Genomic DNA, 20,226 nt, shown 5'->3' with positions numbered 1-20,226 from the left:
TCCTTACGGCGTCGGCTCGGGGTCATAGCGATGCGGTGATCTGGCTGAGTGCGGGATAGAAGACGAAGGCCACGAAGCCGAAGGCCATGAGCATGCCTGGCAGAGCCATCCGCTCGGTCGCCGCGTTTGCCTGCCCTTCGGCTTCGGCACCGTCGCGGTGGCGCATCGAGGCGGCCTTCGCAGCCAGTGAGTCGCGGAGTCTGGACCCTTCGGTACCGGCGAGTGAGAGCGCCGCAGCGAGTTCCGTCAGCTCGCTGACCCCCAGCTCCTCGCCAAGTTGCCCCAAGGCCGTCCAAGGCGAACTCCGTGTCAGGCGCGCTGTATTGAGCGAGCGCCGGATTTGCTGAAAGGCCCAGCCGTGGCCAGTGCCCGCAGCATCGTGGAGAGCAGCGTCCACGCCGGCTCCTCCCGCGAGCAGGATGTGGATGAGGTTCAAGTAAGCGCTGAGTGCGTGCCGGCACGCTTCACGACGACGAGCCGCTTCAGCTCGTACCGTCAGGTCAGGGAGCAAGAACCCGCCCACTGCCAATCCCAGCGCTCCTCCCGCAGGCAGTGGCCACGGCAGCGGTCGGCCACCGATGGTGAGTACGACCTCAATCATCAAGGGCATCATCAGACCGGTCAGCCCCAGCGCAGTCTTCTCGGCGAGGTGGATGTCGGGGTTCCGCCCGGTGATGGCCAGGTCCTGCGCCATGCGTCCGCGCGGCAGCCCGAGGGCGCGTATGGGCGTGGCGAAGGGGGCGCCGAGTCGTACGGCCCATCCGCCGTTCTGCCTGGCGAAGTCGTGGATCGGCTGCGGTTGCGTATGGAGCAGAGTGATGAGCTCGCTCAAGGCCGGGCGCGGCGGCACGAGCCACACCACCAGTGCCCAAAGTCCTAGTCCTGTGCCGATGCCCAGCAGCGTTATGACTGCCATGGAGCGGCCTCCTGTCGAGCACTCGCGGAATCCGCGTCGCTGGTGACACCTCCGTGCTCCTCCGCGACGCGTAGGAATCGTTCAGGTCCCTCGATTCGTGCCAGGCCCCGCAGCCAGTGGAATGCAGTACCGAACAGTGCACCGATGCCCAGGAGGACCAGCTGCCCGGCCCACGTGTTGTAGGGACGGAGGAAGGCTGGATTGAGCAGGACGAGACCGCCCGCGAAGGACACTGTGGTGGTGACGACGACCCGCATGGTCGTACGTGTACGGGCTCGAGCCGCGTCGACCCGTTGCCGCATGGCCACTTGGGCTCGGGCAGTCGAGGCGAGCTCGCCGAGCAGCAGGGCAAGGTTGCGCGCCTGATGCTGCGAGGCGAGAACGAGAGCGGCCAGCACGAGGTCCGCCGTCGGATCGTCCAGGTCGTCGGCCAGGCGGCGCAGGGAAGGTGTGAGACGTTCACCCCGCTCGATGCGGGTGGAGAGTTCCAGTACGTGAGGGCGAACTGACTTCGGAGCGGCTCGGGCGGTGGCCACGACGGCCTGTTCCAGTCCCGCGGCCGCGGCGAGCGTGTCACGCAGCATCTCGCTCCAGCTCGCGATCCCTTCAAGCCGGGCCAGCCGCCGCTCGTCGGCCGCCCCCATACCGAGAAGAGCGGGAAGACTCCAGACGACCAGTGCGGCGAGGACACCTCCCACGATCCAGCCGGTGAACGCGCCACCGGCCAGGCCGGCGACCAGTGCGGCCGTGAGCCACCGACCGGCGTGCTCCCGTCGACTACGGCGAAGCACAGATCCTGAGACGTGGAAGGAAGAGTGTCTGCGCTGTCGCCAACTCCACACCACCAAGAGCAGGCCCAGCCCGACACCGAGTCCGAACAAGGAGGACAACAACACGTGTACGTTCATGAGGGCCAGCCCTGGGCCGCGTACTGCAGCCGACCTGGGTCGAGACCCGCGACCACCAGGTCCTCCAGCGTCTCCGCGCGCAGGGGCACACCGGGCACAGCCCGTAAGTCGGGGCCGGGGCGAAAGACCTCGTTCGAGATGATCTGCCGACCGTCGGCATCGATCACCTCCCGGATGGATGACACGACCCGCTTGCCGATCTCGCCGCGTGGCCGGTCCAGGTGCACCACGAAGTCCAGGGCAGAGGCGACGAGAAGGTTGGTGGCGTCCAGCGGCAGCCTCTCGGGACCTTGAACCGCGTACGCCGCGAGGCGGGTGAACGCGCCGCGGCTGGTGGAGGCGTGCAGGGTGCCCATCGAGCCGTCGTTGCCCTGACTCATGGCATTGCACATCGGGATCACTTCGGGGCCCCGTACCTCGCCGACGATGACGCGGTCGGGCGACATACGCAGAGCCCAGCGCACCAGCTCTGCCTGGCTCACGGCCCCTTGGCCCTCGATGTTCGCCTCTCTCGCCTGCATCGCGACCACATCTGGGTGGGCTTCACTGTCGGCATCCAGGTTGAGCTCGAAGACGTCCTCGACGGTCACCAGGCGTTCCCAGGTCGGGATCTCCGCGGCCAGTGCTCGCAGCATGGTCGTCTTGCCTATGGCGGTTCCGCCCGTGACCAGGACATTCTTCCGGGCGCGGACAATCGCGGCGAGAAAGGCCGCGAGGCCGCGGTCGATGGTGCCGAGCTTGCACAGCTCGTCGAGCGAGACGGTCTTGTACCGGTGCCGTCGGATGGATACCGAGGGGCGGCTCGTCACTGCCATGACGGCGAATACCCGTTCTCCACCCTGGAGTTGGAAGTTGACGCCGGGGCTGCCCCGATCGAAGCGACGCTCCTCCACTCCAGAGCGAGCCGCGAGGTCGCGAATCAGCTGGATCAGCTCAGTATCCGAGCTCACGACCGAGGGGAGCCTCTCGCGGCGGCCATCGGAGAAGCGTACAAAGACGCGGTCTCCGTTGATGTTGATGTTCTCGATGTCGGGGTTGCGCAACAGCGGTTCGAGACCGGCCAGGCCGAAGATCTCGTTTAGTACTGCCGCGATCACCTGCTGCTCGATCTCAGGAGGTACGACGCGTCGGCCCTGCGTGAGCTGCGACCGGGCGAACTCTTCGGCGGCCTCCGCCAGGATCGCGTCGGCCTCCGCGCGGTGCTCGGTGTCGGTCCACTGGCGCTGCCCGGCGGCCTCGCGGCCCTGGATGCGCTCGGACAACCTCCGCGAGAGCGCGCGTCGGAGGTGTTGCCGTAGGTGGTCGGTGCCGACGTCCACGTACATCCCCATGCCCGGGAGCTCGGACGGCTCTTGGACACCTGGTCCCAGTGCGGTGGCGTTCGCCATCACGAGGCACTTCCATCAGGGGAGGAGGCGGCAACGACGGGCGATCCGGCCCAAGGCAAGCTGATGTACTCGTTGGGGCCTGTGGCCTCAAGTGTGCCGACGCCGCGTCGCCTGGTCCGCGCCGAACGGTCGGCCAAGTTGTCCGCCAGGGACGCCAGGGCTTTTCCCAGCGCCGAGCGTGCGGGTGCCGCACGCCGCCCCAGTGCCCCCGAGAGTGCCGCCGCCCCCTTCTTGTCTTCGGGGAGTCGGGCCGCTACCTCGATTCCCAACTCGCGGACCACGTCGTCAGTCCGGTAGCCGTCGCCCACCAAGACGAAGCAAGGCTCCGCTGACCACCGTTCTACCGTGTTCACCATCGTCGCGAGATGCGCCAGTGCGTCGTCACGCGCTCGCACGAGTACCAGGAGGGCGTCTGCCTGCCGGAGTACCGGCAGGGCCGGCGACGACTCCTCGACACGCCCGCAGTCAGCAATGACGACCACACCCGCCCGGTCTGCCGCTCGTCGCGGCATCGTCGTCTCCTCGCTGGTGAGCTGTTCAAGCGCGGCTTGCGCTTGCCCGGCGCTCGGCGGGCCCGGCACCACCCGCAGTCCGCCGGGCAGACGCTGCGTGTGCTGCCAGACGAGGCCCGGCTCGGTGCTACGTCGCCCGGCGGCGGCCAGGGTGACGAGGCCGGGCGAGATGGCCAGCCGGTACCGAGCCAGCAGGTCTCCGCCGGCAGGGTCGCACTCCATCACCACCGGCTGATGGCCGCTCGGCCACTGCCCCGCCAGCCCTAGGGCGGCAGTCGTCACTCCGGGCGAGCCCTTCAGGCTGCACATGGCCACCAACGTCATCGGGGGTCACCTCCACGCACCATGACGATGCGAAGCCCGCCCTCGGGAGCGGCGGCCAGCTGCCGGGCATCGGCCTCCGCCAGCATCAAGGTCACTACGATCAACTGGCCGTCCTGACCGCCCTCTACGCCGACGACCGTCGCAGTCCAGGAGTCGCCGTCCGGGGGAGCGGAGGACTTTCCAGACCTCTCGGAGGGCGCTGTCACGACCCTCACGCCGTTTCCCGACTGCAGCCCGGAAGGCATCTGCCCTGGCTTCAGACCGACCGCCACGACTGCCCGCCCAGCCGGCGGAGTCTTCGCCTTCCCCAGGACTCCCTTGGTCAGGAGCGCACCTTCCGGCAGGCTGTATGCCACCGGACGTCCCTCCACAGACCCTCGGGAGCGGGCCGGGAGCATATCCAGACCGCTGTCCTTCGCGAGGCTCACCTCACGCAGATCACGCGACGTGAGTTCCTGTCCGACGGAGACCGGCCGGGCTAGGGCCAAGACGGTTTCACGATCACCGAGTTGGAGGGTGATCAGTACGCCGCCCGTGGCGCATCCGAGCACCAGCAGCACCCCGATCAGCAGGTACGGGATTCGCCGTGGACGCGGTGCGCTCGTCATCCGCGGTGGCGTGCTGGCGATGCTCCCTCCCGGAGTTCTGCCGCCAGCCCTGCTCGCTGTCCCAGAACCCGCTCGTGCTCGTAATCGACTGCTCACGTGCCGCCTCCCCGGGGATGGCCTCACTGCCTGGTGTTGAGTGCCTGGCTCTCCGCGACGCGTACCTGAGCCGTCGACGTGGTGGTCATGCCAGGAAAGATGCCGCTGTCTCCTGCGCCGGCCCACGTGATCGTCCAGTGGATGGTCGCGGACACCGAGTAGGCCCCTGAGGGCTGCCCGGCGGACGAGTCGCGATAGGTGTGGCCGCAGTCAGGTGAGGCACGGCCGGGATCTGCGGAGCCCTCCGTACGCGAGCCGCCGTCGTATGGCGTTCCCGGCCCGCGGCAGGTCACGGAACTGCCGTCGCCCAGCTTCCAGACGACCTTGGTCGGGCGCGCGATCGCGGTCACCGAGACCCCGGGAACCGAAGCGGTCTCCGACACGCGATGCCAACTCCCGCGCGCCAGCCAGAGCCAGGTCGGCAGCTTCACCAGCTGCTCCCCGGCCGGGCTCATGGAGATCTCCGGCGACGGAAGCCTCAGCTGCTCCCGGGCCGGTTGAGCCATCTGCGCGGGAGACGGTGGCGGCGGTTCTGCCGGCCCATCGGCTTCGTCGCCAGGAGCGGCACTCGGAATCCAGACGGGCGGTCGGTAGTACGCATCGCGGATCGCGCCCGACATGCATTTGTAGAGGTACCAGGCCCCTCGTTCTCCTGGTTTGGGGTCGTCCGCCATCTCGGCTGCGCCAGGATCAATCGGTTCGCTGAAGGCGGCAGGTGCCACTGTGGGCCCAGCTCGAGGTCGGGGGTGTCGGTACGCGGCCGCTACGACAGCCGGAGGTGCCTTGTAGTCGCTGCGCACGTATGCGCAATCGGCGCGGTTCCGATTACGCTGCTTCGCGTCCCCGCCACCCTGGCCGCCGCTGCCTCCACCTTCAGGCTGGGAAGGATGGCCAGGCAGCTGAGGCGACCGGGGCGGACCGTGCCGCCGCCCGTCCCTCCCACCTTTCCCGCCTTTCCCGTCCTTCCCGGCACCGAGTTCACACCCCGGATACGGATTCTGCGAGCAATCCACGGAGCCCCAGCCTCCGTCAGCCAGGGCCGGCGCAGCGCCCGCGGCGGCGATCGCGATGGCCGTGCCTGCAACGATGCACGTACGCCGCAGCCTCAACACGATCCGACCCCCTCGACCGCGAAGCGCGTGACCTTCCACGTGCCATCGCCTTGCTTCCTCACCTTGGCCGTGATCGCCTGCCGCCCGCCGGGCCTGTCGTCGGCGAGCTTCCCGCTCTTCCTTTGGTACTTCAGCCACCGAGAGGAGTCACCACAGTCTGAGATCATCACCGTTGAGGGGTCGGCGGGCGGGTCCAGCTCGATGACTCTCGGAGAGTTCTTCGGCTTGCCCTTCGTGACGAGCCCGTTGCGCTGATCGGCATACATGCCGCGAGTGATGGCGCCGAGGGCATCCCCGGTGGCGTACCGGCCAAGGCGCAAGGACTGCCAGTCCGAGGTCTTCGCGGCCGCTGCCATGTCCCGCCACATTCCGAGGTACGCCGAAGTCGCCCGCTCCCGGGCGGAATCTGCCACAGATGGCTTGTGCGAGGACCCGGGGTCCGCGGCGCTTGCACGGTCACGTTCATCTGTGCCTGAGGAGCCTCGATCTCCTGCTCCGCCAGAGCCGGTGGAGCCACACGCCGCCAGCACAAGGACGAGCGCGGCACTGAACCCCGCACACACGGCACGCCACTCGACCCGCCACCAGCCTGCTCGGAACACCATGACCACATCACCCCAAGACCACGGCAGTTGGATGCCTACCCGGCGCACGACTGAGCGCCAGCGCATTCACCACTACTCCCGCTGGCCGCCGTCACCGCAAGATGTGCCGACGAACCGACTTCAGAGTGAATACGAGGAATCTGGTGCTTTCTTCACCAGGCTGCGGGGTACACCGCGTGTTGTGTGGCCAGCTCGGGGAGGTGTCGCCAATGACAGCTGTGCTCTATCGGCTCTGCCGGCGTGCGGTCGCGTGGTCGGCTACTCATCAGCCCTCTGGGGGCTCGAGCTCCATCCAGGTCGAGGGCACGACTCCTGAGTCGTTGCCGTAGCGCCAGCGTTCAACGACGTGCTGGCTGAAGGCTGGGTAGTCGAGGTCAGCGCGTTCCATGACGATGACCTGCATCTTGCCGTCTAGTTGCTGCAACGTGCGTTGGAAGTTCTGAACGGAGCTCTTGCAGGGGGTCTTCCTGGTCGGCGATGAGCCGCCGGATAGCGGGGGTGTCGTTTCGGATGACTCCGAGATTGCCGTCAAGGAGGGCGAGGTCCCGGGTGACGCCGGCGATGGTGTCGTTCGCCGAGGGGATGGTGCTGTCGCAGACGGGGCAGTGGTCGAGAGCCCTGGATTCTGCGTCCTGGCGGAGGAGACTGAGGGAGGTGAGGCGGGCACGCTGTTCGCTGGCTTGGTCGCTGAACTCATCGTTCTCGGCGAGGGCGACGGGGCCAGCCTGACCACCACGGCGTCGGACGGCAAGCCCCGCGTGCTCGAAGCCGACCACGTGATGGCGGCCACCGGCTACCGCGTCACCCTGGAAGCACTGGACTTCCTGTCCCCCGAACTCCGCGCGGGACTCGCCCGAACCGGCGGGTACCCACAGCTGGGTCGGGGCTTCGGTTCCACGATCCCCGGCCTGTACTTCACCGGACTCCCGGCCGTCGGAACCTTCGGCCCCGTCCAGCGCTTCGTCTGTGGAACCTCCTTCGCCTCACCACGCCTGGCCGCGCCCGCCCACTGCCGTTGCCCCTGCGCCAGACGCCAGGTGGGCACAGGCCACCGCTGCCCACCTGGCATGGTGACGCGAATGCTCGGGCCGCCCAGCCCTCGGCGTTGCGCGGCTTCGACTCCGTGTGGCGCATCGGGAGCGCCGGCATCTGTTGTGGGCAACCGCGACGTCCCTGATCGTGAGATCGAGGGGCGGACCGAGCAGCTGACGGCGGCTGCCAGGCACGGTCGTCCTGAGTCTGCCGAAGCCCCCTACTACAGCATGCGGGGCACGTCCGTAGAGCTCCTGTGCTGCTCAGTGCGCACCATGGTCACGAGAAGCCTTGCCTTCGCCGTCCCCACACGGAGGCGCTTGCGGAGCGTCTCCGCGGAGATGGGCCGCATATGCGCCTCCCAGTGCAGGGCGTCTTCCCGTCGGGCGCGCTCAAAGAGGTCATCGCTCCAGTCGGTCAGGTCGGCATCGGGTGAATCCTGCGCCTTGGGGTCGACAACCACACCGTCTTCGATAGCGCTGTTCTGCTTGGCGATCGTCGATTCCCCGTTCGTGTGTTCTGGGGCAGCCGCCCTCGAAGGGGACGTGAACTGTTGGCTGTTGAGTGTCTGGAGCAAGCCTGGGCCGACCTCGGCCCAGCCGATGAGCAGCAGCGGGCCGACGGCGTCAAAGGCCGCTTTCCCTAACTGCCCGGCAAGGAGCGGTGCCGCCACGTTCAATGCCAATGTCATCGCGCTTGAGAAGATCAGCAGACGGCGAGCGGGCCTCATCTGGTCACGCCCGGCGCCGTGGAGGGCCATGTGGCGAATGGCCAACAGGAGGCCCACCACCGACAGATCCACGGCTGGGGCGACGAGAGGTGCGACCCACGGGGGAACGCCAAGGCTCAGGGCCAGCGTCCATACGTTGCCGAAACCGAACAAGAACGTCAGGCCCACTACCGTCCCAGCGATGACGGTGACCGCGCGCAGGGTGAACCGCTGCTCCAAGGGCAGGCCGAGGCGTGCCCCCGGGAGCGGCCTGTTCAAGCCGCCCATCAAGATCGCCCCCCGTGCCCTGCGCATGCACATCCAGTGCACAATCGCGCGGGAACTTCAGGGAACTCCCAGGTAGAACGGGGAACCCCGCGGGAGCGGCCGAGTGCCGGTGCATCGGCGTACACGCTGGTCAGGGACACACGAACAGACACGCCCCGCTGTACTGAGGGGACAGCGGGAAGTCGTCCGTGGTCGGTACGGACAGACTCGCCCAAAGGTGGTCAAGACGCCTCAGTGCTGCGGGTGCCGTCCCCTCTCTGCCGGGGAACGGTGCCACGAGACCGGTGGCCGGCGCCAGAAAAGTGGCGACGGCCACATCCCGGCCCGGCAGCCCTCAGGTCCGCTCAGTGCACCGGCCGCCAGTGCTCCAGCGCGTCGTCCAGGCGCGGGGACGCCGGGTCCTGCCAGAGCAGGCAGCCCCACACGAGACCGGGGACCTCGGGGCCCATCAGGTCGGCGGGGCCCTCGGTCAGGGTGCGGTGGGTGGCCTCCAGGTAGGCGGCGAGGGACGGGCGGCTCGGCCGGTCCACCTCCGGGCCCGCCATCGTCGACCAGTGCCCGACGCCGGACGCGGACACGTACTCCCCGTACTCGGGTCCCGCCTCGTCCGACGTGACCCACGGGACCACCTGGGCCCCGTCCCAGTAGTCGCGCCGCCCGGCCTCCGGAGGCCGCGGGCGGACGGCCGCGAGCGGGCCGAGCAGCACCCCGTCCGGCAGGAAGGCCCCCGAGCCGACCTCGCCCTCTTCCTCGTTCGGCTCGATGTACTGGTGCTCGACGCCGCCGCACAGCCGCCACAGGGCGACCAGCTCGGCCGGCAGTCCGTAGCCGAGCCGGCGCGTCAGCTCGGCGTCGACCGCCCGGACGGTGTCTTCATCGGCGGGCGGCAGGAGGGAGGCGTACGACACGGGGGCGTGCACCCGCAGCCAGTCGGTCAGCTGCCGCCAGGCCGCGGTGACCCGCTCGGCCTCGTCTCGCTCAGGCACCCACACACTCCCCGACCGCCTCGATGAGCCGCCGCGCGCGGGCGTCGCCATGGCCGATCATGCGGTTCGCCGTGTAGCCGAAGCCCACCCCGAACTCGTCGTCCCCGAAGGCGAACTGGCCGCCCGAGCCGTCGTTGCCGAAGCTGCGGGCGCCCAGCATCGGGCGGAAGGCGGGCGCGTCGAGCAGGAAGCCCGAGCCCCAGCGGGCACCCAGGTCGGGGAAGCCCGACCAGGAGACACCCGAGGTCAGTTCGCGCAGCGCGTCGGTGACCGTGTCCCGCGTGAGCAGCCGGGGCGCGCCGTCGATGCCGGTCGCGGCGGCCGCGTACAGCGTCGCCAGACCGCGCGCCGACGACACCGCGCCCGCACCGGGGATCTCGGCACGCAGCAGCGCCGGGTCGTTCCAGCCGTGCGGCTCCTCGAGGCCGGGAAAGGCGAACGCCCCGTTCATCGTCACGATCCGCATCACCAGCGACTCGGGGTCGGGGTTGCCGGGACGGCCCTCGGCCTCGACGAGGCGGGCGAGAGCGGGCAGTTCGGCCTCGGGCAGGCCGATCCACGTACGCAGCCCGAGGCCGTCACCGACCGCCTTGCGGAAGTACGCGCCCGGCGTGAGCCCGGTGACACGGCGGATCAGCTCGCCGAGCACGAAGCCGAAGGTGTGCCCGTGGTACTCGTGGGCGGCGCCCGGCTCCCACAGCGGCTCCTGCTCCTCGATCGCGCGCACCACCGGCTCCCACCCGGTGATCTCCTCGAAGCTCAACCGGCGGTCGAGGGCGGGGAGTCCGGCGCGGTGCGACAGGACCATGCGGGCGGTGACCGCCTCCTTGCCGCCGCGCGCGAACTCCGGCCAGTACGCGGCCACCGGCGCGTCCAGGTCAAGACGCCCTTCCTGGGCGAGCAGCTGCACGCAGACACTGACCAGGCCCTTGGCACAGGAGAAGACGGGTACGACCGTGTCCTCGTCCCAGGCCCGCCCGGTCCGCTCGTCCGCGATGCCGCCCCACAGGTCGACGACCTTGCGTCCGTCCACGAACACGGCGACGGACGCGCCGAGTTCACCGGACTCGGCGAAGTTCCGCCCGAAGGCGTCCGCGACCGCCCCGAACCGTTCGTCGGCCCAACCGCCGTGCTCCACTGCCACTCCTCTGTCCGCGTCCGATGATCGACCGAGTCACGCTATGCGGGCAGGCAGGGCCGTCTCCAGCGAATTTATGTCAGTGGATTCATGTCAGTTGACGCCCCGGTCGCGCCCCGCCCAGTACGGGTCGCGCAGCTTGTACTTCTGGAGTTTCCCGGTGGCCGTGCGGGCCAGTTCGGAGCGGAACTCCACCGAGGTGGGCGCCTTGAAGCCGGCCAGGTGGGCCTTGCAGTGCCGGATCAGGTCCTGCTCGGTGGCCTCCGCGCCGGACGCCAGGACCACCAGGGCCTTGATGGTCTCGCCCCACTTCTCGTCGGGCACCCCGATCACCGCGACCTCGGCCACCGCGGGGTGGCTGAACAGGACGTCCTCCACCTCGATCGAGGAGACGTTCTCGCCGCCGGTGATGATCACGTCCTTCTTGCGGTCGCTGATCGTGAGCTGGCCGTTCTCGCCGATCGTGCCACCGTCGCCCGTGTGGAACCAGCCGTCCTCCAGGGCCTTGGCGGTCTCCTCGGGCTGCTCCCAGTAGCCCTCCAGGATCACGTTCGAACGGGCGAGCACCTCGCCCTCGTCCGACGTCCGCAGCGTCACGCCGAGCGCGGGCGGACCGGCCTGCACCAGCTTCTCCGCGCGCTCGCGCGGCTCCAGGCCGTCCCACTCGGCGCGGGCGCGGCTGATCGTGAGGAGCGGCGAGGTCTCGGTCAGGCCGTAGATCTGGATGAACTCCCAGCCCAGTTCCGACTCGACCCGCTCGACGGTCTTGGTGGGCGGCGGGGCGCCCGCGACGATGACCCGGACCCGGTCCCGGCCCGGGATCTCGCCCTCCCAGTCCCGCGCGGCGGCGAGCACCGCGTTGACCACCGCGGGCGCCGCGCACATGACCGTGACGCCGTGCTCGGCCACCCGGCGCAGGATCTCCGTGCCGTCCACCTTGCGCAGCACGATGTGCCGCGCGCCCATCCCGGACATCGCGAACGGCATGCCCCAGCCGTTCGCGTGGAACATCGGCAGCGTGTGCAGATAGACGTCCCGGTCGCTCACACCCGCGTGCAGCGCGAACGTCGTCGCGTTCACCCAGATGTTGCGGTGCGTGATCTGTACGCCCTTGGGGCGGGCCGTGGTGCCACTGGTGAAGTTGATGGTCGCGGTGGCGCTCTCGTCGGGCTCCCAGGGCGCGGGCTCGACGCCGTGCCGGTACAGCTCCGCGTCGGCCGCCGCCCCGAGCGTGAATCGGTGCGCGCAGTCGATCCCCGCGAGCCGGTCCTCCAGCTCGGGGTCGACGAGGAGCACCTCGGCACCCGAGTGGGCGACGATGTAGCTCACCTCCTCGGCGGAGAGCCGGAAGTTGACCGGCACGAGCACCCGGCCGTATCCGCTCACCCCGAAGAACGACGTCAGCAGGCGCGCGCTGTTGTGCGAGACCACCGCGACCCGTGCCCCGTGCGGCACCCCGAGCGCGTCGAGCCCGGCGGCCTGGGCCCGCGCGAGTTCCCCGACCCGCCGATAGGTGAGCCCCTGCCAGGGTTCGGCCGGCTGATCCGGTTCGTCGACGATGCCGACCCGGTCGCCGTACACGGTCGTGGCACGGTCGAGGAAATCAAGGGCCCCGAACGGGACGAACATCCTGGCCTCCCGAAACTCAAAGTCGATGTACGGCGCCCATCCGACCATGGACACCGCACACCGCACACCCCAACGGGCCGAGCTCCGGGAACCCGTGGTTAGAGCACCCTGGGCTGCTGGGCCTGTGGCGCCTCCTGCAGCCGCAGCAGCGACGCCACCAACTGGTCCACCTCCTCGGACGTGTTGTAGAGCGCCAGCGAGGCACGGGCCGCGGACTCCACCCCGTAGTGGGCGAGCGCCGGCTGGGCGCAGTGGTGGCCCGCCCGGATCGCGATGCCGTCCCGGTCCAGCCAGTCGGCGACGGCGGCCGGGTCGTGGCCCGCGAGGGTGAAGGTCAGCACCGCGATCCGGTCCGTCGCCGAACCCAGCAGCTCCAGGCCCGGGACCATCGCCAGGGCCTGGGTCGCGTACGCCAGCAGAGCGTCCTCGTACGCGGCGACGGCCTCCCGGTCGAAGGACGTGAACCAGTTCAGCGCGGCCAGCAGACCGATCGCGCCGGAGATGTGGCCGGTGCCCGCCTCCAGTCGGTGCGGTACCGGCGCGAAGGTCGTCTCCGCGAAGGTCACGGACTCGATCATGTTGCCGCCGCCCTGCCAGGGGTTCATCCCCTGGAGGATCTCCGGCTTCGCGTACAGGGCTCCGATGCCGGTCGGGGCGAAGAGCTTGTGTCCGGAGAAGGCGTAGAAGTCGGCGTCCAGGTCCGTCACGTCGACGGGGAAGTGCGCGACGGCCTGCGCCCCGTCCACCAGGACCTTGGCGCCGTAGCGGTGCGCGAGGGCGGTCATCTCCTTCACCGGCGGGACGGTGCCGAGGACGTTGGACGCATGGCTGATGACGACCAACTGCGTGCGGTACGACAGGAGATCGGCGTACGCGTCCTGATCGATCTCCCCGTCCGGGGTGAGCGGGATGGGCACGACGCGGGCCCGCGTCTCCTTCGCGACCAGCTGCCAGGGCACGATGTCGGAGTGGTGTTCCAGGACCGGCACGAGGATGTCGTCGCCGGGCCCGAGGTTGGCCCGCCCCCAGCTCTGGGCGACCAGGTTGATGGCCTCGGTCGTGCCGCGTACGAAGACGACGTCGTCCGGTGAACCCGCCCCCAGGAAGTCGGCGACCGCGCCCCGCGCCGCCTCGAACATCTCGGTGGCCTCGCGCGCCATGGTGTGCGCGCCGCGGTGGATGTTGGAGTTGGCCGCGGAGTAGTAGGCGCCGAGCGCCTCGATGACCTGGCGCGGCTTCTGTGTGGTCGCGCCGTTGTCGAGCCAGACGAGCGGGTGCCCGTTCACCGTGCGGTGCAGGATCGGGAAGTCCTGGCGGGCCAACTCGGGGGAGTAGGCGGGAGGTTGGAGGCCGGGAAGGGCGGCCGTAGAGGGCTCCGCGGGCGCTGCGGGCGCCGCGGGTGGCGCCGGGGACGCGGGAACCGCCGCCGGGACGACGGGAGTTGTCGCCGTCCCCAACTCCGTCGGTACCGGCGCCCGCCCCGTGAGGTCAGGAATAGTCATGGTACTTGGACACCTCGACGTTCTGCAGGACGGCCACGGCGTCCTCCACCAGGACCGCGGTGTTGAAGTACGCCGTCATCAGGTACGACGTGATGCCCTTCTGGTCGACGCCCATGTTCCGCATGGACAGGCCCGGCTCGACCTCGTCGGCGACGCCCGCCGGACGCAGCCCCACCACGCCCTGCTCGGCCTCGCCCATCCGCATCAGGAGGATCTCGGTGGTGCCGACCGACACCCCGTCGCCGTTGGAGAACCGCACCTTGTCCGAGGGCAGCAGCGGCACGCCACGCCAGGTGAGCAGCGGGCTGCCGAACCGGCTGTCCGTCACCGGCGGCACCCCGCGCCGCGTACATTCACGGCCGAACGCGGCGATCGCCTTGGGGTGCGCCAGGAAGAATCCGGGCTGCTTCCAGACCTTGGTGAGCAGCTCGTCCAGGTCGTCAGGGGTGGGCGCGCCGGTGCGGGACTGGACGCGCTGCCCGGCCGACACGTTGTTGAACAGACCGAACTCGGGGTGGTTCAGGAGCGCGGACTCCTGCCGCTCGCGCAGCGCGGCGATCGTCAGGTTGGACTGGGCCCGCGTCTGGTCGATCGGCCCGTTGTAGAGGTCGGCGACCCGTGTGTGCACACGGAGCACCGTCTGCGCGAGCGTCATCGGGTACTCGCGCGGCGCGTCCTCGTAGTCGACGAACGTGCCCGGCAGGTCGACCTCCCCGACGTGCCCCGCGCTGAGGTCCACCGGCACCTCGGCGCCCGGCGTCATCATGTCGCCGGCGGAGTACGCGGCGCAGGCGCCCCGCAGCGTCTCGTCGCGGTCGATGAGCCCGGCGAGCGCGCTGCGCTCCGCGCAGAGGGCCACACCGGGGGTGAGCGCCTTGACGCGGTACGGCATCGACTCGGTGCGGGTCCAGGCCCCCAGGTCGAAGAACTGGCCGTCGCCGATCACTTCGAGCAGCGCGTCCTCGCCGTACCGCCCGGTCACCCGCTTATCGGCGCGGCCCCGGACGACGACCCAGAGCCGGTCGGCCGGGTCGCCCTCCTGGGCGAGCACCTGCCCGGCCTCGAAGGTGACCTCGGTGAACGCGCCGGCCAGCTCCGTGAGCAGCGCGTCGTCGCAGTCGCGCAGGTAGGGCACCTCGCGTAAGTCGCCGGGCACGATGCGGTTCGATCCGCCCTCTTCGTACGTCGTGATGCGGTCGTCGCCGAGCACGAAGGTGCGGCGGCGGTTCACCCGGTAGGTGCCCGACTCGACGTCCACCCAGGGCAGTGCGCGCAGCAGATAGCGCGGGGTGATGCCGCGCATCTGCGGGGTGGTCTTGGTGGTGGTCGCCAGTTGCCGTGCGGCATCCGGGCCGAGGGTCAGTCGATCGGTCACGGGAACCTCCTGGAAGACGGTGCCTGTCGAAGGCGGGGACGGCGGCTGTCGACGACGTGGCCGTCGAAGACGTGCCTGCCGGTCGTGGCGCCGATCGTCTTCCGGTCGTTCCAGGGGCCGCAAGTGGCGATTTTTCAGGGTCATTCGGGAAAGGCGTGAAGTGGCCGAACGGATCCGTCGAACCCCTGGCAGAGCCTTCCAGACGCTCCGCGGGAATGCGCTCAGCAGCAGTTATTGGGCTCAATTCATCCCAATACCGGTACTAAGTGCCCCTGAAAGAAGCGCTTATGACCGGCCGTTCCCGGTATCCGTCCTGCGGCCCGGCGAAGGGCCCGGCGGCTGCATCGTTTCAGGCCGCCCTGTGCGATCGGCCTTGTGGCCTCGCGCCGCGCTCGCCATACTCGGCGCCGTTGCCGGGCGGGGACGCGACCGCGTCACTTCTTGGCATGCTCATGTCTGGTAACTCCCCGGAGCCGTCCCGGCCGGAACGGTTCCAACCCCCCATGGAGGTACTGAGTGAGAACACGACAGTTGCGCACGCGCCGCCTCGTGATGACCGGGGCGAGCGTCGCGGCCCTGGTCGCGGGCAGCCTGACCATGGCGAACACCAGCACCGCGGCACCCACCCCCACCGCCGACACCCTGTCGTCGTCCGCCGCCGGTGAACTCGCCACGTCGCTCTCGGCCGAACTGAAGGGCGGCACCGCCGGCTCCTACTACGACGCGAAGGCGCAAAACCTCGTCGTCAACGTCGTCGACGAGTCCGCGGCCGACCAGGCGCGCGAGGCCGGCGCGGTGGCGAGGATCGTCCGTCACACCCAGCCCACGCTGGAAGCGGCCAAGAAGGAGCTCAACACCGGTGCCGTACCCGGCACTTCACGCATGATCGACCCGGTGAGCAACAAGGTCGTCGTCACCGCCGACCGCACCGTCGGGGGCGCGGACCTCGCCAGGCTGAAGAAGGCCGTCGCCGCCCAGGACGGCAAGGCCGTGCTCCAGCGGACGGCGGGCACGTTCCAACCGCTCATCTCGGGCGGCGACCCCATCTACAGCTCGGGCGGCCGCTGTTCGCTCGGCTTCAACGTGGTCAAGGACGGCGCACCGCACTTCCTGACCGCCGGCCACTGCACCGAACTCGCGGGCACCAGCTGGTCCGACAGCCAGGGCGGCGCCGAGATCGGCCAGGCCGTCGACTGGACGTTCCCCGGCGCCGACCACGCCCTGGTGAAGTACACCTCCGACGTACCGCACCCGAGCGAGGTCAACCTCTACAACGGCTCCGCCCAGCAGATCACCGGCGCCCGCGAGGCCGTGGTCGGCGAACAGGTACAGCGCAGCGGCAGCACCACCCAGCTGCACGACGGCTCCGTGCAGGGACTCGACGTCTCGGTCACCTACCCGCAGGGCACCGTGGACGGGCTGATCCAGACCGACGTTTGCGCCGAACCGGGCGACAGCGGCGGCTCGCTCTTCGCGGGCAGCGACGCGCTCGGCCTGACCTCCGGAGGCAGCGGCAACTGCTCGTCCGGCGGCCAGACGTTCTTCCAGCCGGTGACGGACGCCCTCGCGGTGTACGGAGCGCAGATCGGCTGACTCCCGCGCCGAGTTCATCCGGATAGCCGGGCGGGGAGTCGGGAAGGATGGTCCCGGCGCGGTCGCGAACGGCGGCCGCGCCGGGGCGGTTCCTCCGCTCGCCGGTGCTCTCTGGTGCTCGCCGGTACTCACCGGTGTGCTCGCCGGTACTCACCGGTGTGTTCGCCGGTGTTCGCCGGTGCTCCGCGGTGAGGAGGGGCTGTCCCTTTCCCGGGAAGGGGCGGTCCCTTCCGGTGTGAGAAGGGTGCGGTGCAGCGATGACACATTCGGCTCCCGGGCGGCTCGTCATCTCGCGGGCGACGCCGGACGACTGGCGGGTGGTCGTCGGATGGGCGGCGGACGAGGGCTGGAACCCCGGCCGTGCGGACATCCCGTCCTTCTTCGCCCAGGACCCGGAAGGGTTCTTCATCGGCAGGATCGACGGTGAACCGGCCTCCGCGATCTCCGTCGTGAACTACGACGACCAGTACGCCTTCCTCGGCTTCTACCTGGTCCGCCCCGACCTGCGCGGCCAGGGCCACGGCCTCGCCGTCTGGCGGGCGGCCCTCGCCCACGCGGGCAGGCGGACCGTGGGTCTCGACGGCGTGGTCGCCCAGCAGCCCAACTACCGCCGCTCCGGCTTCGAGTTCGCCCACAGCACCCAGCGGTACATCGGCCCCACACCCGCGGGAGGGTCAACACCTCCGAACGTCCGGCCCGTTGAGGCGGCCGGGCTGCGGGCCATCACCGACTACGACGCGACAAGTACCCCCGCCGACCGTCCGCGCTTCCTGGAGTCCTGGCTCACGGCTCCGGGGCACCGCGCCCTCGCCCGTATCGTCGACGGCCGGGTGACCGGGTACGGAGTGATCCGCCCGGCCGGCGAAGTCCTGCGCATCGGGCCGCTGTTCGCCGATACGCGCGCCGACGCCGAGGCGCTCTTCGACGGACTGACCGCCGAGGCCGACGGGATGCCCGTGGCCGTCGACGTACCCGAGAGCCAGTCCGAGGCCGTCGCGCTCGCCGAGGCGCGTGGCCTGAAGCCGACGTTCGAGACCGCCCGCATGTACACGGGCCCGGTCCGCCCGTTCGCCCGGGAACGGGTCTTCGGCATCACGACCCTGGAACTCGGCTGACCGACGCGGCAGGGCCGGACCCGCCGGGCCCGGCCCCACGCACTACGTGACGGTCAGCCGCTGCCTCGCCCCGGCCCCCGAGACCTCGGAGCTGTTGCCGACGTACACGTCCACCGCCCCCGCCTCGACGACGAACTCGCCGTCCGTCGCGTTCGTCCAGAACCCGAAGTCCTCGGCGCCGAGCCGGAAGCGCACCGTCGTCGACTTGCCCGCGCCCAGCGTCACCCTGCGGAACCCCCGCAGCCTGCGCACGGGTTGGGCGATGCCGGCCGCGACATCGTGGACGTACACCTGGACGACCTCGTCGCCCGCGCGGTCCCCGGTGTTGGCGACCGTGACCGCGACCTCCACGGTGTCGCCCTTGTGGAGCGCCTGTGCCGGGACCCGCTCGCGGCTCAGCTTCGGGGAGCCGATCTCGAAGGTCGTGTAGCTGAGCCCGTGGCCGAAGGCGAACTGCGGGTCCGGGGGCAGGTCGAGGTACTTCGACGTGTACTTGTTGTCCGCCGCGTACGGGCGGCCCGTCGACTCCCGGTTGTAATGGACCGGGAGCTGCCCCACCGTGCGGGGGAAGGAGACGGGCAGCTTGCCGCCCGGATTGACCTCGCCGAACAGCACGTCGGCGATGGCGTTGCCCGCCTCAAGTCCCGGATGCCAGGCCTCCAGGACGGCGGGCGCCTTCTCCAGCCAGCCGCCGATCGTCAGCGGGCGCCCGTTGACCAGGACCACCACGAACGGTTTGCCCGTCCCCGCGACCGCCTCGATCAGCTTCTCCTGTACGCCGGGAAGGCCGATGTCGCCGCGCGCCGCGGCCTCACCGCTCATCGCCGGGGGCTCGCCGACCACGACGACGGTCACATCGGCGCTCTCGGCCGCGGAGACCGCCGCAGGGATGCCGCCGGTGTCCTTGCCCTCGGCGTCGACGCCCTTCGCGTACGTCACCGTCGCGCGCGGGGCCGCGGCCTTCACGGCGGCGAGCACCTTCCCCGAGGGGAAGTTCTTCGTCGCGCCGGGGAACGTCCAGGTCCCCAGCAGGTCTCCGGAGTCGCCGAACGGGCCGACGACCGCGATCGAACCGGTCGACGCCTTGAGCGGGAGCGCATTGCCGTCGTTCTTCAGGAGCACCATCGAGCGGGCCGCCGTCTCACGGGCCGCCTTGCGCGCCGCCGCGGACGGCTTGTCGACGGCGGCGCCTTCATCGACGTACGGATGCTCGAAGAGCCCGAGCGTGAACTTCAGGCGCAGGACGCGCGCGACGGCCTCGTCGAGCCGCCGCTCGCTGATCCTCCCGCCGCCCAGCAGCTTCTTGCCGTGCCGGGCCAGGTCCGTGCTCGCCATCTCCATGTCGACGCCGGCCGCCAGCGCGAGCCGGGCCGCGTCGGCGCCGTCCTCGGCGAAGCCGTGCGCGATCAGTTCGTCGACGCCGTTCCAGTCGCTGACGACAAGCCCGTCGAAGCCCCACTCCCCGCGGAGCACGTCGATCAGGGTGTGCGGGTTGGCGTGCGCGGGGACGCCGCTGATCGTGTTGAAGGAGGCCATCACCGTGGCCACACCGGCGTCCGACGCGGCCTTGAACGGCGGCAGATAGAGATTGCGGAGCCGGGACTCCGACACGTCGACCGTGTTGTAGTCCCGGCCGCCCTCCGCCCCGCCGTACGCGACGAAATGCTTGGCGCAGGCGGCGACGCGGTCCTTGCCCCCGAGGCCCGAGCCGTTCCCGCCCTGGTAGCCCTCGACCTTGGCCACGGCGAACGCAGCCGTCAGACACGGGTCCTCCCCGCAGCTCTCGGCGACGCGGCCCCAGCGCGGCTCGTGCGTGACGTCCATCATCGGCGAGAACGTCCAGTGCACGCCGTTCGAACGGGACTCCTTCGCGGAGACCTCCGCGTCCCGCCGGGCGACCTCCGGGTCGAAGCTCGACGCCTGGGCGAGCGGGACCGGGAACGTGGTCCACAGACCATGGATGACGTCGAGCCCGAAGAGCAGCGGGACGCCGAGCCGGGACTCCTCGACGGCGATGCGCTGCAGGGCGTTGGTGCTCTTCGCGCCGAAGATGTTCAGGACCGAGCCGAGCCGCCCCGCGCGCGCCGCGTCCTCGACGTCCTTGGTCTCGCTGCCGCCGGGACCCGTGCTGACGTTCCACGGGAGCTGTTGCAGCTGCCCCAGCTTCTCCTCGACGGTCATCCGGCCTAGCAGCGCCTCGACCTTCGGATCGTTCGGATCGTTCGGATCGATGGGATCAAGGGGACCCGGACGCTCGGCCGCGGCCTGCGCGACTTCCGTCCCCGCCGCGGTGAGGGCGCCTCCCGCGACAGCCGTGCCGCCGATCGCGGACAGCAGAGTGCGCCTGCGTAGCTCTCGCATGTGTTCGCTTTCTCTCTTCACGAGTTCGA

General features: G+C 70.1%; 17 protein-coding genes. 2 read left to right on the top strand and 15 right to left on the bottom strand.

The window, feature by feature from the left end:
• Positions 1-22: 22 nt before the first annotated feature.
• The 14 genes from ACIBKX_RS07710 to ACIBKX_RS07645 all read right to left on the bottom strand — a co-directional run bounded on the left by ACIBKX_RS07710 (position 23) and on the right by ACIBKX_RS07645 (position 15,128).
• Positions 23-916 (bottom strand): type II secretion system F family protein, encoded by an 894-nt coding sequence (locus ACIBKX_RS07710; RefSeq protein ID WP_363270989.1) that lies wholly within the window; start codon positions 914-916, stop codon positions 23-25.
• Positions 904-1,707 (bottom strand): type II secretion protein F, encoded by an 804-nt coding sequence (locus ACIBKX_RS07705; protein ID WP_363270988.1) that lies wholly within the window; start codon positions 1,705-1,707, stop codon positions 904-906. Before ACIBKX_RS07705 ends, ACIBKX_RS07710 begins: the two co-directional genes overlap by 13 nt.
• Before the next feature lie 113 nt (positions 1,708-1,820).
• On the bottom strand, positions 1,821-3,149 hold the full coding sequence (locus tag ACIBKX_RS07700) for a CpaF family protein (protein WP_399375731.1): 1,329 nt from the start codon (positions 3,147-3,149) through the stop codon (positions 1,821-1,823).
• Positions 3,150-3,211: 62 nt separating this feature from the next.
• Positions 3,212-4,048 (bottom strand): hypothetical protein, encoded by an 837-nt coding sequence (locus tag ACIBKX_RS07695; protein WP_363270986.1) that lies wholly within the window; start codon positions 4,046-4,048, stop codon positions 3,212-3,214.
• On the bottom strand, positions 4,045-4,656 hold the full coding sequence (locus ACIBKX_RS07690) for a hypothetical protein (protein ID WP_363270985.1): 612 nt from the start codon (positions 4,654-4,656) through the stop codon (positions 4,045-4,047). Before ACIBKX_RS07690 ends, ACIBKX_RS07695 begins: the two co-directional genes overlap by 4 nt.
• Positions 4,657-4,775: 119 nt before the next feature.
• Complete coding sequence (locus ACIBKX_RS07685; RefSeq protein WP_399375679.1) at positions 4,776-5,207, bottom strand: hypothetical protein; 432 nt, start codon at positions 5,205-5,207, stop codon at positions 4,776-4,778.
• A gap of 650 nt (positions 5,208-5,857) precedes the next feature.
• Entirely contained in the window at positions 5,858-6,220 is a 363-nt protein-coding gene (locus ACIBKX_RS07680; protein WP_363270983.1) for a hypothetical protein, read from the bottom strand.
• 623 nt (positions 6,221-6,843) lie between these two features.
• Positions 6,844-7,245 carry a hypothetical protein gene (locus tag ACIBKX_RS07675; protein ID WP_399375678.1) on the bottom strand — a complete coding sequence of 134 codons (402 nt, stop codon included), beginning with the start codon at positions 7,243-7,245 and terminating at the stop codon, positions 6,844-6,846.
• A 479-nt stretch (positions 7,246-7,724) separates the two neighbouring features.
• The gene (locus tag ACIBKX_RS07670; protein WP_363271184.1) at positions 7,725-8,498 is read right to left on the bottom strand and encodes a SpdA protein; all 774 of its coding nucleotides are present in this window, start codon (positions 8,496-8,498) and stop codon (positions 7,725-7,727) included.
• A 344-nt stretch (positions 8,499-8,842) separates the two neighbouring features.
• Entirely contained in the window at positions 8,843-9,484 is a 642-nt protein-coding gene (locus tag ACIBKX_RS07665; RefSeq protein ID WP_363270982.1) for a hypothetical protein, read from the bottom strand.
• Complete coding sequence (locus tag ACIBKX_RS07660; protein WP_363270981.1) at positions 9,477-10,622, bottom strand: serine hydrolase domain-containing protein; 1,146 nt, start codon at positions 10,620-10,622, stop codon at positions 9,477-9,479. Before ACIBKX_RS07660 ends, ACIBKX_RS07665 begins: the two co-directional genes overlap by 8 nt.
• A 93-nt stretch (positions 10,623-10,715) precedes the next feature.
• The gene (locus ACIBKX_RS07655) at positions 10,716-12,251 is read right to left on the bottom strand and encodes an AMP-binding protein (RefSeq protein ID WP_363270980.1); all 1,536 of its coding nucleotides are present in this window, start codon (positions 12,249-12,251) and stop codon (positions 10,716-10,718) included.
• 98 nt (positions 12,252-12,349) lie between these two features.
• Positions 12,350-13,753 carry a cysteine desulfurase gene (locus tag ACIBKX_RS07650; RefSeq protein ID WP_363270979.1) on the bottom strand — a complete coding sequence of 468 codons (1,404 nt, stop codon included), beginning with the start codon at positions 13,751-13,753 and terminating at the stop codon, positions 12,350-12,352.
• On the bottom strand, positions 13,740-15,128 hold the full coding sequence (locus ACIBKX_RS07645) for a family 2B encapsulin nanocompartment shell protein (RefSeq protein ID WP_363270978.1): 1,389 nt from the start codon (positions 15,126-15,128) through the stop codon (positions 13,740-13,742). The genes ACIBKX_RS07650 and ACIBKX_RS07645 overlap by 14 nt, the downstream gene beginning before the upstream one ends.
• 516 nt (positions 15,129-15,644) lie before the next feature.
• On the opposite strand from ACIBKX_RS07645, the gene ACIBKX_RS07640 reads away from it, so the two are divergent.
• Positions 15,645-16,721 carry a S1 family peptidase gene (locus ACIBKX_RS07640; protein ID WP_363270977.1) on the top strand — a complete coding sequence of 359 codons (1,077 nt, stop codon included), beginning with the start codon at positions 15,645-15,647 and terminating at the stop codon, positions 16,719-16,721.
• A gap of 257 nt (positions 16,722-16,978) precedes the next feature.
• Positions 16,979-17,836, top strand: coding sequence for a GNAT family N-acetyltransferase (locus ACIBKX_RS07635; RefSeq protein WP_363270976.1), 858 nt, complete (start codon positions 16,979-16,981; stop codon positions 17,834-17,836).
• 42 nt (positions 17,837-17,878) lie between these two features.
• On the opposite strand, the gene ACIBKX_RS07630 is transcribed toward ACIBKX_RS07635, so the two are convergent.
• Entirely contained in the window at positions 17,879-20,197 is a 2,319-nt protein-coding gene (locus ACIBKX_RS07630) for a glycoside hydrolase family 3 N-terminal domain-containing protein (RefSeq protein ID WP_363270975.1), read from the bottom strand.
• Between the last annotated feature and the right edge of the window lie 29 nt (positions 20,198-20,226).

The organism is Streptomyces sp. NPDC050658, assembly GCF_044457025.1.
Taxonomy (GTDB): domain Bacteria; phylum Actinomycetota; class Actinomycetes; order Streptomycetales; family Streptomycetaceae; genus Streptomyces.
Note: the sequence above shows the minus strand (reverse complement) of the source record. Positions and strands in the feature narration are given on the sequence as shown.